Below are 12,892 nucleotides of genomic sequence, written 5' to 3'. Positions count from 1 at the left end.
TATCCCCATTTTTGTTTTTCATCACTTAGAGCCATCTCAGTAATGAGATGGCTCTAAGCCTTTACGTTTATCAAATTTTCGCGCAACGAAAACTAACCCATAAACAAGTGGTGTTGCAGCAATGGACGCCAAAAATTTAAATATATACTGTGTAATAAATAATGTCAGTAACACCTTAATTGGCATTATTCCATAAAAGGCTATCGATATAAATAATGCCGTATCGATGAGTTGGCTTAGCATCGTAGACGCATTGTTTCGAAGCCAAAGCTTTCCGCTACCATGCTTTTCTTTAAATTTACTAAATATGACTACATCCAAATTAACGCTGACCGAATAGGCTACAAGACTTGCAATAATGACACGCATACTGCCGCCGAGAATTGTCTCAAACTCCTGCTGATGAACAAAGGCCTGTGCAGGAGGTAGTTCAATGGCAATAGCGATGAAGCATGCTGCAAACACTTGTGCAATAAGCCCTGTTCTGACCGTGCGACTACCCGCTTCCTTACCATATACCTCGCAAATTACATCAATAAGCGGATACGTGAAAATGATTAAAATCGCCGCGGCCGGAAGCATCATCCATTCGCCTATACTAAACACTTTAACAGCTAAAACATTAGCTAAAATTAAAAAGCCTACAAACAATCCATTTAAATAGTAAAGCATCAGCGATTATCTACCTTTTCCGGATACATATCGTGATTCATCAAACGATGCTCCGCCATTTTTTCATATTTTGTACCCGGGCGACCATAGTTACACCAAGGATCAATGGACAAGCCACCACGCGGCGTAAACTTGCCCCACACTTCAATATAACGAGGCTCGATCAGTTTAATTAAATCATTCATGATGATGTTAACACAATCTTCATGAAAGTCCCCATGGTTACGGAAGCTAAATAAATAGAGCTTTAATGATTTACTCTCGACTAGCTTTTCATCTGGAATAAAAGATATATACATTGTCGCAAAGTCAGGTTGCCCTGTCATCGGACATAGACTCGTGAATTCCGGACAATTAAATTTCACAAAAAAATCGTTTTTCGTATGCAAATTATCGACCGCTTCAAGTATTTCCGGTGAGTATTCAAATAAATACTTTGTATTTTGGTTGCCAAGGAGTGTTAAATCCTGTAAGCCTTGTTCTTCATTTCTTCCTGCCATTAAAATGCCTCCTCAAGTTGTGAGAAGTTCATTATGCGTGAATCCTAATAAAAAAAATCGCCATATCCGCATTTTTGGGATATGGCGTAGATGACGTCATCCATAGTTTTTTATAGAGGGTATGCGCTATGAACCTCTTTCTTATTCGCTAGTTATATTAACTTAAAGAATGCATTCAGTCAACTAATTTTTTCATAATATGGGATTGACAAAAATATCCTAACGTCATATAGTTAGTTACACAAGTAATTAACCAATCAACACAAGGAGGTGGATTGTGATTCACTCTTTAAACAATGAAAAGCCCATTTTCCAACAAATTCGCGAACGAATAGAAGATGGAATTTTAGATGGACACCTACAAGCCGAAGATCGCATTCCATCCACAAATGAATTTGCAAAGGAATATCAAATTAATCCTGCAACAGCCGGAAAGGGCGTGAATGAATTAGTGGACAAAGGCGTAATTTATAAAAAACGCGGCGTCGGCATGTTTGTTAGTACTGACGCTCGTGAGATATTAATTGCGGAGCGTAAGGAAAATTTTTTCAAGCAACATATTGAGCCATTGAAAAAAGAAGCAATAAGATTAGGTATTTCGGATGAAGAATTACAAAATATGTTTCAAAGGAGTTAACCTATGAAAATTGAAGTGAAAAATGTTAGTAAATCATATAAACATAAGGAAGCTTTAAAAAATATCTCTTTTACAATTGAAGGACCTAAAATTATTGGATTTTTGGGCCATAACGGCGCTGGTAAAACAACATTCTTAAATTTATTATCAGGGCTTATTGCTTCAACTAATGGGAACATCTCTGTCAACGGAGAAAATGTTTTCAATGTACCTTTAACTCTACGTGATATTTGTTTTGTTGCAGAGAGTGGAAATTTCCAAGAGGAAATGACTATTGCACAAACGTTAAAGGCGAATAGCTACTTTTATCCAAAATGGGATGGGAATCTAGCAATGGAGCTACTAGAAGTTTTTGCTCTAAATCCAAAAGATAAGGTTCGCAGTTTATCAAAAGGAATGGTGTCTGCGTTAGGCATTATTACAGGTTTTGCGAGTAACGCAGGGATTACAATCTTTGATGAACCTTATATCGGACTTGATGTAGCTGGCCGAAATACTTTTTATGATTTATTGATTGAACAACAAACTGAAAATCCAAGACTTTTTATTTTATCTACACATTTAATTGATGAGGCAAGTGAGCTATTTGAAGAAATACTTATTTTACACGAAGGACAATTACTGCTTCAGAAAACAGCGGAGGAATGGCATGAGCATATTGTTGCAGTAAAAGGTAGTTCTTCTGATGTTGAGCAAGCAATTAATGGTCTAGAGGTTATTTACAAACATACATTTATGAATGAAAAAACAGCCATTATCTACTCCAATGGTCGATGCATCGATGGGGAAAAAATTAGCACTGAACGTGTTTCACTACAAGATCTGTTAGTGTATTTGAGTAAACAGCAGAAAGCGAGGTCAACTAAATGAACACTGTAAAAGGTAGTTTTTATGTACTTTTTCAAAGCTATAAAAAAAGAAATATAATTTTTTGGTGCAATTTATTTTTCATTATTGGATTTACCTTTTTCATAAATGCCTTTTTTAAACTAGATAATTATTATTTCGCTTTCTCGATTTCTTTCCCTGTTTATTTTTTCTACTGTATAATGGCAACAAAGTTACTAAATATAACGTTACCTTATTTTCTAAAGCTTGGTTTAAGTCGAATGCAATATACGTTCAACATAGGAATATTTTTCATTTTATGGAGTTTAACAGGCGCTTTTATTATTACTTGTACACATAAAATAGCTGCTTACTTTTCTAATCTATTAAATGTAAAAGATATTTACACTCTCCATCCTATTTTTTTATTTGACCATTCCCCTTCTTTTTTACAAATGATGGCATTGGACACTGCATTACTGCTGTTCCTCCTAATCTCAGGCCTTTTATTGAATGTTGTCTTTTATCGATTAGGAACTATTGGCGGTTACAGTTTTATAGGGTTACTCGGCTTAATTCCGATTGTTACAATCATTTTCAAGTGGTATTCTCCTTTGTTTGACCTACTATCAAATATATCTAGCATTACTCTATTAAGTGGTTTATTAGTTTTTAGTGCATTACTCTACTCTATCATAACAATGGCGATTCGAAATGCTTCTGTCAATGCAGCATAATTCTAGAGGCTTTTCGGAATGCTTTCAAAAAGAAAATGATGCCAAGCCCACATTAAAGGTCTTGGCATTTTTTATATTAACCCCGTTCATCCTCTTGCGTTGTATAGTCAATGGAATTGGCAATGTCAACTAACACTTCAGGTGTCACCTTATTTGAAACCCTTTTATCAACCCATAGCATATATTGCCAATCTTCTCTTTCAAAAGTAAGTACATTGAAACCTGAAATTTCCATATAGATTGAAGTCGTTCCATTTTTCAACTTAAATGTCTTTACTATATTTTCCCTTTTAGAAGGTAACTTAAACTCAATAGGCCGAACTGTGATTTTATAATGATGCTCTGGAAGCTGATGATTAATAAATGTAACTTCAAAAAAATCGTTCGTGTCACCATCAAGATCATTAAACCGACCAAAATGATGTGTAAAACTAATAGGAGGTACTCGAAGTGGTAGCTTTAGTCCTTGATGAAAGTGCCGTTCAAAATCGGAGGCAGCTGCTTCAACCGTTTTATAGCCTATCTCAGGATAAACTTCTTCATAAGGACTGAGCGAATCATTGATATAGGCATCACTTGGTTGAGAAAATAACAAATAACAGGAACTTAAGCAGAGAGAAAAAATTTTGTCCATTTTGTCACCTCGGTATCACTTTAAACGTAGTTTTTCCCAACTCCATGAATTTATGTGCAAGTTGTATTTTGTTCACTGTTATTTATTCTTTTTGTAGATATTCTCCTTTTTCGCGCGCACTTTACTATAGAAAAAAGCAATTGTTCGCGTTAGTAAAATTCGAACAATTGCCTTTTTAGTCTAAAAGAGTATATGTGCAACTAATGCTGCGATTGGTAGTGAAATAATCGTACGTATTAAGAAAATAACAACTAGATCTAAAAATTTCAGTGGAATTTTTGTACCTAAAATAAGGCCGCCAACTTCAGACATATAAATAAGTTGTGTCACAGAAACGACAGCAATCACAAATCGAGTAGAGTCAGCCTCAATTCCTGCTCCTAAAATTGAAGGTAAGAACATGTCAGCAAAGCCAACAACCATCGTTTGTGCTGCCTCAGCTGCTTCTGGTAAACCAAGTACTGTTAAAATAGGTTCAAACGGCTTTCCTAAAAATGCAAAAATATTGGTGAATTCAGCAAGCATTAGAGCAACCGTACCAAATGCCATAACAATCGGTGCTACACCAACCCATAAATCCAAGACATTTCTAGTTCCATCTTTCAAAAATTGGCGTGGGTCACGATTGGCGTGCGCAACGGCTAAAGCATTTTCTAAGCCATGAGACACAGAATTATAGCCTTCTGGTAACTCTTCACGTGATAAATCTACTGGTGTACCGTCGATATAAGTATCTTCTTTGTTAGCAAGCGGAAAAATTCGCGGCATAACGATCGCTAATACAAGACCGCAAAGTACAACCGTTAAGTAATATGGAATAAAATAGCGTGACAAATGCACTGTATCTAATACTACGATACAGAATGTGATAGATACTACAGAGAAGCTCGTTGCAATAATGGCTGACTCTTTTTTCGTATAGTTCCCCATTTCATATTGCTTACTCGTCATCAGAACACCAATTGTTCCATCACCAACCCACGAAGTAAGTGCATCAACCGATGAACGACCTGGGCTTTTAAAGAGAGGACGCATGATTTTCACCATCATCGTTCCAAAAAATTCAAGCAAGCCGAAGTTTGTTAAAAACGGTAATAGTAGGCCTGCAAATAAGAAAATCGTAAATAAAAATGTTACTAAACCACCGTCTGGATTCATCAATAATCCACCCGTATTTTCATTATTTATCGCTGATGGACCAAAATCAAAGACAACCATTGAAGCAAATACTAAACCGATAACTCTTATTATTGTCCAAAACCAATTTACATAAAATAACGCATCTAAAATACTAGGCTCTTTTGCATGATTTCGAGGAATAAACTTGACAACGAGTGAACCAATTGCCGAAATCGCAAATATAATTATAGTTAAGTAACTAATAATAGGCGCAACAAAACCTGCTAATAAATTTGCTAAAATAGCTATTGGAATTTTCCATCCATCTTCCGTTAAGACTGGTGTCATAAATAATAGGACACCAATAATAGACGGAATTATGAAGAAAAAGTATGAAGAAGTAGGATATTTTTTCATCATTTAAAGCCTCATTTCTTTAGGTTTTTTCGAAGTTTTATACATCAAGCTTGTTAGGTACTGTGAAACCACCAAGAAATGTATATCTGTATAATGTGTTTCATTCATCAATCTGGCATTTACGAGCAGTTCATGAAGGATAAAATAAAAAAACATTCCTTTAAAAAGTAATAAAGGAATGCCCAAACACTACTTTTTATAATTAACATCCGCAATGCAAAATTTTTATGCATTAAGTCTTATAGAATAATCACTATCATTCATTTTTATGAACTTAAAAAATATCGTAAACCTACAATACATCGGTTAATTCTACAACAAAATGCATTTTTATTCAATCTAAATTTTAATATTATTCTTCTTCTCTGCTAATAATATCTGCATTTCTTCTTAGCACTATTGCTTTTCAACAAAGCTCAATTTTACAGTAGCTGAAGTCTAAAAGAAGTTGAAATTTGGCGAAACTCTCCATTAATCATACCTATTTTAATTGCCTAAGAGATTTAACCAGCCCTTAATAGGCATACAAATAGACCATACTGTCTTTCATCTCATATGTTAATTATGAACCACAACTTATCAAAACAGGAGGTTTTACCATGGATAGACGTATGCATCATATGCATCATATGCAACATATGCATCACCATCATCATGCAAAAGGTCCACATTGTTGTCCACCGATTACATGTCCAACTCAATTTGAGCCACCACATTGTTGTCCACCAGAGGATTTTGTACGCACTAACTACATCCATACAGTTGTACCACATATACAGCCAGCACATGTAACAACAGTTAATAAACATATGATTGATCATCAGTATCATTTCCCATGCACCGAGTCTGTAGTGAATGAATGTTGCGAAACTCATACACTTTGTGAAATGCCACCTGAACCTTGCCATATGCCGCATCATCACCACCACCATATGGGACATCATCACCATCACATGGACCATCATCATATGGGTCATCATCATATGGGTCATCATCATATGGGCTATTAATAAATATGCGATGAGGTTAAAAATACCTCATCGCATATTTTTCAATAGCACTCTCTTATGAAAATGCCTATTTCTATCATTTACTATTTACGCTCATTTCATAAGAAAAACCGAGCACCTTTACTAGGTACTCGGTTAATATTTTAATACATTTTTAAATATTGATCGCGTTCCCATTGGTGTACTGTTGTACGATACATGTCGAACTCGATTTCTTTTGCTTCTTTAAAGTTTGCATAAATATGCTCACCTAAAGCTGCTTGAGCTACTTCATCTTTAGCAAGTAATGCTAAAGCATCATCAAGTGCTGGTGGTAAGTTTGCGATACCATTCGCTTTACGCTCTTCATCAGACATCACGTAGATGTTTCGATTAATAGCAGCTGGTGGTGTTAAGTTTCGACGGATCCCTTCAAGACCAGCTTCTAAAATAACAGCCATCGCTAAATACGGATTAGCAGATGGGTCCACAGAGCGTACTTCTACACGAGTTGAAAGACCACGTGCTGATGGGATACGGATAAGTGGTGAACGGTTTTGAGCTGACCATGCTACATAACATGGCGCTTCATAACCTGGTACAAGACGTTTATAAGAGTTAACTGTTGGATTTGTCACAGCTGTGAAGCCTTGAACGTGGCCAAGCACACCTGCCATGAATTGCATTGCTGTTTCAGAAAGGCCTAATTCAGTAGATTCATCGTAGAATGCATTCTCTTTACCTTTAAATAACGAAACATTAAAGTGCATACCAGAACCCGCTTCTCCGAATAATGGCTTCGGCATGAATGTAGCATGTAGACCGTGTTTACGTGCAATTGTTTTAACAACTAATTTGAACGTTTGAATATTGTCACAAGCTGTGATTGCGTTTGCATATTTGAAGTCGATTTCATGTTGTCCAGGAGCTACCTCATGGTGAGACGCTTCAATTTCAAAGCCCATTTCTTCTAGCTCTAATACGATATCACGACGGCAGTTTTCGCCAAGATCAGTTGGTGCTAAGTCGAAGTAACCACCGTGGTCGTTCACTTCTAATGTCGGTTCACCTTTTGCATCTAATTTAAATAAGAAGAATTCTGGCTCAGGTCCTAAATTGAAGCTTGAGAATCCCATATCTTCCATTTTCTTAAGGATACGTTTTAAGTTGTTTCGTGGGTCACCAGCAAATGGCTCGCCTTTAGCAGTGTATACATCACAGATGAAACGTGCTACTTTCCCTTTTTCAGAAGTCCAAGGGAACACTACGAAAGAATCTAGATCAGGATATAAATACATATCTGATTCTTCGATACGTACGAAGCCTTCAATGGATGAGCCATCAAACATCATTTTGTTTTCTAGTGCTTTGTCTAGTTGGCTTACAGGAATCTCAACGTTTTTGATTGTGCCAAGAATATCTGTAAATTGTAGACGTATAAAGCTTACGTTTTTTTCTTCGATTAGACGTTTAATGTCTTCTTTAGTGTATTTACCCACAGTTTTCCACACTCCTATAAATTGTCTAGCTTTTTATCATTACTCTACTCTATTAATAAAGAAATGAATGATGTTGCTTTTTATTAATAGAATCGAGATAAATCCCCACGTCGGATGGATGATTTTTGCATGCGCTGCGCTTGACGCACTTCTTCACGCATGATGTGACGTAATTCTGAGTCACTTAAATCACGTTCATCTGTTGAAACAGGTTCATTCTTTTTAGCGAACAGCTTTTTAATTTTCGCCATGTTCATACCCTGATCCAAATAATCTTTAATTTCCAGCAGTGTATCGACGTCATTTAATGAAAACATTCGACGGTTGCCTTCTGTTCGGTGCGGCTCAATTAAATGGTGTTCTTCATAATAACGAATCTGACGTGCCGAAAGCTCTGTCAATTGCATTACGATATTCATAGATAATAACGGCATAGTTCGTCTAATTTCACGACTCATTTAAGTCCCCTCCAATACCTGCTAATAATATAACGAAAAATTTACACTGTCAACCGTTCATGTAAGGTTTCCTAACATGCATTAAAATATTTTTTTGAAATGATGAAAAATTGTAAAAAACTAAACTTAATATCCTAACGTGGGGTTGATTTCCGTCCCGGCTTGGCACTTTGTTGCTGACGCTTCGCTTTCGCGCAGAGCAGAGCTTCCTGGGGGCGTCCGATGAGTCGCTTCACTCCAATCAACTAATATAAATGGAATACACTTTAACAAATGTCATCTTCAACTTTTCATCCATAAGAAAAAAACTATTCAAAATGGAAGTTTTGAATAGTTTTTCGTTATTTATTTTTGGATTTTCTGAACAGCACTACAAATTGCAAATTTTACGTGCTCGTATGTTAACCCACCTTGAATAAATGCTGTAAATGGCGGACGAATAGGACCGTCTGCTGTAAGCTCAATGCTTGAACCTTGAATGAAAGTTCCAGCTGCCATGATGACATCATCTTCATAGCCAGGCATATACGCTGGCTCTGGTGCATAATGCGCATTAATAGGTGAGTTCGCTTGAATTTCACGGCAAAAAGCAATCATTTGTTCTGCAGTTTGGAAAGAAACCGATTGAATTAAATCCGTACGATTAGCATCATACCTTGGTGATGTATTCATGCCTATTTCTCCTAGCATACCAGCCGTGAAAATGGCACCTTTTAATGCTTGAGATACAACATGTGGAGCAAGGAAAAATCCTTGATAGAAATCACCAAGCGTATTTAATGTTGCTCCTGCTTCAGCACCAATACCTGGTGATGTCATACGATAAGCACATTTCTCTACTAAATCTGCACGACCCGCAATATAACCACCAATTTTTGCTAAGCCTCCACCAGGATTTTTAATGAGCGAGCCTGCTATTAAATCAGCCCCAACCTCTGTTGGTTCCTGTGCCTCAACAAATTCTCCGTAGCAATTATCGACGAAAATAACTGCATTCGGTGCTAATCCACGGATCTTTGCACACATTTCTGCAATTTGCGAAATGGTAAAGGATGGGCGTGTTGCATAGCCCTTCGAACGTTGGATAGCAATCATTTTTGTGTTTGCTGTAATTGCAGCTGCAACACCTTCCCAATCGATCTCTTGATTATCGATTAAATCCACATGGCTATAACCGATTTTATAATCTTTTAACGAGCCAGTATCCTTATCGCCACCATCGACTATTGATTGCAATGTATCATACGGCTGCCCGGAAATATAAAGTAATTCATCACCAGGACGAAGCACTCCGAATAAGCTAAGTGTGATTGCATGTGTACCAGAAATAATTTGCGGACGTACAATAGCAGCCTCCGCTCCAAAGACCTCTGCATAAACACGTTCTAGATTGTCACGTCCTTCATCATCATAGCCATAACCATTAGACGGGTGCAGATGATAATCACTAACTTGATGCTTTCGGAACGCAGCAAGCACTTTTTGTTGATTGAAGAACGCCATGTCTTCTACCTTTGCATGAAAAGGGCGTACCTTTTCTTCTATTTTAGCAGCTAATGCTAGTGTTTCTTCTGATAAATTGGTTGTAAAAGTCATTATGTTCTTCTCCATTTCACATTTGTTCAAATCTTATCTTAACAATTTGTGAGCTTGCCTGCAAAATTTGCTTGTGTTTCTAATTGCATTTTGGCGCTAAGCTAAATTACAAACTACATCTATTTTTTCTGCTATAATAAGATATTTAATTAGGTATGTTGATTAACCATTTTTATACATCTGAATTAATTCAAAGAGGCTGATTTCCGCTACGGGCTACTCGCTTTCCTGCGGGCGAGAGTCGAGTAGCCCTACGCTACAATCAGTTAAAATGGGAATATAATAGCAAAATAGAAACAAAAAAATCCTTTACCGCTCAATAATAAACCTATTTTTTCCTGATCAATACTCTTGATATTTAATATCTGATAATTCTAAATCATAAGTCGATGATTTCCTTTGTAAATACTCTTAGATACAAAAAAGGAGACTTTAATGATTCCTAGTATGGAATCTAATTTAAAACTACATGAAATGATTTATTCACTTAAGGGGTGAAAGGGTTGGCTTGGGAGGTTTTTAGTATCATTGGAACAATTGCCTTTGCTATTTCCGGGGCAATAATTGCAATGGAGGAAGAATACGATTTATTCGGTGTTTATATACTCGGTATCGTAACTGCTTTTGGTGGTGGGGCTATACGAAATCTACTCATAGGTTTACCTGTAACAACATTGTGGGGTCAAGATATGATGTTTCAAATCGCCATTGCAGCCATTACAATTTTTTTCTTATTTCCACATCGTCTCATTCAGCATTGGCATCGTTGGGGCAATTTCACTGATGCTATTGGATTATCGGCATTTGCGATTCAAGGTGCCCTTTATGCTGTGAAGCTCGACATGCCTATTAGTGCCGTTATTGTAGCTGCTGTCTTAACAGGGTCAGGTGGTGGAATTGTTCGCGATTTATTAGCTAGACGTAAACCGTTAGTTCTTCGTGATGAAATCTATGGTGTTTGGGCAGCATTAGCCGGGCTTATGATCGGGCTAAAAATTTTTACAGGGGATATCTTTTTATATGTATTATTTGGAGTGATCACAGTACTAAGAATACTTTCATACATGAAGAAATGGCGTTTACCGTTACGGAAGTTGAGTCGAGCATAGTTATACTGTTGCATAATAACAAGCCCAAATATCAGATTTGGGCTTGTTTTAAATTTTTAAATTCCTTATTTATCACAAACTCCGTGCATCCTCAGCAGCGACTAAAGTTAATTTTTCAACAGCAACATAGCTTCTTCTAAAGTAGTCATATTTTTCATCATAGAGCAAGCTGCGTCCAAAATTGGAAAGGCTAAAGCTGCACCAGAGCCCTCACCCAATCGCATATTCATCTGCAACATCGGTTCAACTCCGAGCATTTCAGCAGCAATTTTTGCACCTGGTTCTTCAGAGGCATGAGATGGAATGATATAGTCTTTTACGTTTGGTTCGAGTTCGTATGCAATAAGTGCAGCAATAGTAGAAATAAAGCCATCAATAACAACTGGTTTACGATGTGCAGCTGCGGCAAGTATCACTCCAGCCATAGCGCCTATTTCTAATCCACCAACCTTTGCAAGAATATCAATAGCATCATCACGATTTGGTTTATTTAATGCAATAGCATTGTGAATGACTTCTACTTTATGTGCTATCCCCCCTGGTCCTACTCCTGCACCAAAGCCTGTCACTTCATTTGGATGACATTCGTGAAGAACCGATAATATTGCAGCACTTGGCGTCGTATTACCAATACCCATTTCGCCTGTCCCGAGTACATTCGCCCCTTTTTTTATTTCTTCCGTAGCTACTTCAATTCCTACTTCAATAGATTGAATGGCTTCTTCCCTTGACATAGCAGGACCTTTTGCCATATTGTCCGTACCATATTTAATTTTTTTTATGATAACACCAGCATCATGTGGAATATCCTCTTTTACACCAACGTCTAATGTGACAATTTTTGCATTTGTGATTTTTGCGATAGCACAGACACCTGTTCCTCCTCTAGGAAAATTTAATGTTTGAAAGACCGTCACATTTTGTGGATTAGGTGTTACCCCTTCATCACAAACACCATGATCTGCTGCACAGACAATTATCGTCTTATTATCAATCGCAGGAAATAGGTCTCCTGTAATTCCTGATAGTTGTACAGCAAGAGCCTCCAGTTTCCCCAAGCTTCCAGGAGGCTTGCAAAGTGCATCTATGCGTTCCCTTGCTTCCTCCATCATTTTGTGGTCAGCACATTGAATGTTTTGAATCGTCTGTTGTAATAATTGCATGAAAATTTCCCCTTTCTTTTTTGCCCTTGTTACTCGATGAATGATTTAGAGAAAAAAATAAAAAGCCTGTAGTTTATTCCATAACAAATAAACTACAGACTTTTCCATCGTCTATATAATACGAAGCAGATAGGCAGGTCTCCTGGCTCAATTTCAACATTTCATAGAACCTTCCCAGAACGATGCTAGTGGCATTCTCTATGAAACTCCCTTTTACAGTGGTGGGACCGCTAAAGCTTTTCACTTTATTCCCTATTCTCCCGCTATGGGCACCTAATGCTTTTATGCAATTATTTTAAATTTACGACAAAGTGTTTAATGTGTCAATATTTCGAATTTTTAAGCTTCATTGGTTTTTAAAGTGACGGCTATGCTTAATAATTCATATTTAAAAACTTTAACACAAAATATCAACGTAATTACTGCATTAGTAGTTAATACTAATAGTTCATTTATATTAGTATTAAGATTTCGAATCCCTAAAATAAGTGTTTTTCTAATAGCTTCAATAATAATTAAGTGGATTAATAGAAA

13 protein-coding genes and 1 riboswitch are annotated in these 12,892 nt (G+C 36.8%); of the genes, 5 read left to right on the top strand and 8 right to left on the bottom strand.

Going from position 1 to position 12,892, the window contains the following annotated elements:
* Nucleotides 1-36: 36 nt before the first annotated feature.
* Nucleotides 37-672: a queuosine precursor transporter gene (locus ACFCYJ_RS01075; protein ID WP_376069522.1), complete on the bottom strand. Its 636-nt coding sequence runs from the start codon at nt 670-672 to the stop codon at nt 37-39.
* Nucleotides 672-1,172 (bottom strand): preQ(1) synthase, encoded by a 501-nt coding sequence (gene queF / locus ACFCYJ_RS01070; RefSeq protein ID WP_376069519.1) that lies wholly within the window; start codon nt 1,170-1,172, stop codon nt 672-674. The genes ACFCYJ_RS01075 and queF overlap by 1 nt, the downstream gene beginning before the upstream one ends.
* Nucleotides 1,173-1,449: 277 nt before the next feature.
* Here queF and ACFCYJ_RS01065 point away from each other — a divergent pair, with 277 nt between their 5' ends.
* From ACFCYJ_RS01065 to ACFCYJ_RS01055, 3 genes are all read left to right on the top strand, one after another.
* The gene (locus ACFCYJ_RS01065) at nt 1,450-1,809 is read left to right on the top strand and encodes a GntR family transcriptional regulator (protein ID WP_376069516.1); all 360 of its coding nucleotides are present in this window, start codon (nt 1,450-1,452) and stop codon (nt 1,807-1,809) included.
* Between the two features lie 3 nt (nt 1,810-1,812).
* Entirely contained in the window at nt 1,813-2,679 is an 867-nt protein-coding gene (locus tag ACFCYJ_RS01060) for an ABC transporter ATP-binding protein (RefSeq protein WP_376069513.1), read from the top strand.
* A gap of 179 nt (nt 2,680-2,858) precedes the next feature.
* Nucleotides 2,859-3,374 (top strand): hypothetical protein, encoded by a 516-nt coding sequence (locus tag ACFCYJ_RS01055; protein ID WP_376069510.1) that lies wholly within the window; start codon nt 2,859-2,861, stop codon nt 3,372-3,374.
* 76 nt (nt 3,375-3,450) lie between these two features.
* On the opposite strand, the gene ACFCYJ_RS01050 is transcribed toward ACFCYJ_RS01055, so the two are convergent.
* Nucleotides 3,451-4,008 (bottom strand): hypothetical protein, encoded by a 558-nt coding sequence (locus ACFCYJ_RS01050; protein ID WP_376069507.1) that lies wholly within the window; start codon nt 4,006-4,008, stop codon nt 3,451-3,453.
* Between the two features lie 180 nt (nt 4,009-4,188).
* A complete protein-coding gene (locus ACFCYJ_RS01045; protein WP_376070010.1) occupies nt 4,189-5,544 on the bottom strand; it encodes a YjiH family protein in 1,356 nt (451 codons plus the stop codon).
* A 599-nt stretch (nt 5,545-6,143) separates the two neighbouring features.
* Between ACFCYJ_RS01045 and ACFCYJ_RS01040 the strand changes: the two genes are divergently transcribed.
* The gene (locus ACFCYJ_RS01040; protein WP_376069504.1) at nt 6,144-6,554 is read left to right on the top strand and encodes a CotD family spore coat protein; all 411 of its coding nucleotides are present in this window, start codon (nt 6,144-6,146) and stop codon (nt 6,552-6,554) included.
* 143 nt (nt 6,555-6,697) lie between these two features.
* Here the strand turns inward: ACFCYJ_RS01040 and glnA are convergent, their stop codons facing one another.
* The 3 genes from glnA to ACFCYJ_RS01025 form a co-directional block, all read right to left on the bottom strand.
* On the bottom strand, nt 6,698-8,032 hold the full coding sequence (gene glnA, locus ACFCYJ_RS01035) for a type I glutamate--ammonia ligase (RefSeq protein WP_370075106.1): 1,335 nt from the start codon (nt 8,030-8,032) through the stop codon (nt 6,698-6,700).
* Between the two features lie 83 nt (nt 8,033-8,115).
* Nucleotides 8,116-8,490 carry a MerR family transcriptional regulator gene (locus ACFCYJ_RS01030; protein WP_370042727.1) on the bottom strand — a complete coding sequence of 125 codons (375 nt, stop codon included), beginning with the start codon at nt 8,488-8,490 and terminating at the stop codon, nt 8,116-8,118.
* A 345-nt stretch (nt 8,491-8,835) separates the two neighbouring features.
* Complete coding sequence (locus ACFCYJ_RS01025) at nt 8,836-10,086, bottom strand: methionine gamma-lyase family protein (protein ID WP_376070007.1); 1,251 nt, start codon at nt 10,084-10,086, stop codon at nt 8,836-8,838.
* A gap of 503 nt (nt 10,087-10,589) precedes the next feature.
* On the opposite strand from ACFCYJ_RS01025, the gene ACFCYJ_RS01020 reads away from it, so the two are divergent.
* Nucleotides 10,590-11,195 (top strand): trimeric intracellular cation channel family protein, encoded by a 606-nt coding sequence (locus ACFCYJ_RS01020; RefSeq protein ID WP_376069499.1) that lies wholly within the window; start codon nt 10,590-10,592, stop codon nt 11,193-11,195.
* Between the two features lie 107 nt (nt 11,196-11,302).
* On the opposite strand, the gene cobT is transcribed toward ACFCYJ_RS01020, so the two are convergent.
* Nucleotides 11,303-12,358, bottom strand: a complete 1,056-nt coding sequence (gene cobT / locus ACFCYJ_RS01015; RefSeq protein ID WP_376069496.1) for a nicotinate-nucleotide--dimethylbenzimidazole phosphoribosyltransferase — start codon at nt 12,356-12,358, stop codon at nt 11,303-11,305.
* 115 nt (nt 12,359-12,473) lie between these two features.
* Nucleotides 12,474-12,650: riboswitch (cobalamin riboswitch) on the bottom strand.
* Nucleotides 12,651-12,892 lie beyond the last annotated feature (242 nt).

This window comes from Lysinibacillus sp. NPDC056232 (assembly GCF_042267565.1).
Lineage (GTDB): Bacteria > Bacillota > Bacilli > Bacillales_A > Planococcaceae > Lysinibacillus.
The sequence above is the reverse complement of the archived record's forward strand: the minus strand, read 5'-3'. Positions and strand labels throughout refer to the sequence as shown.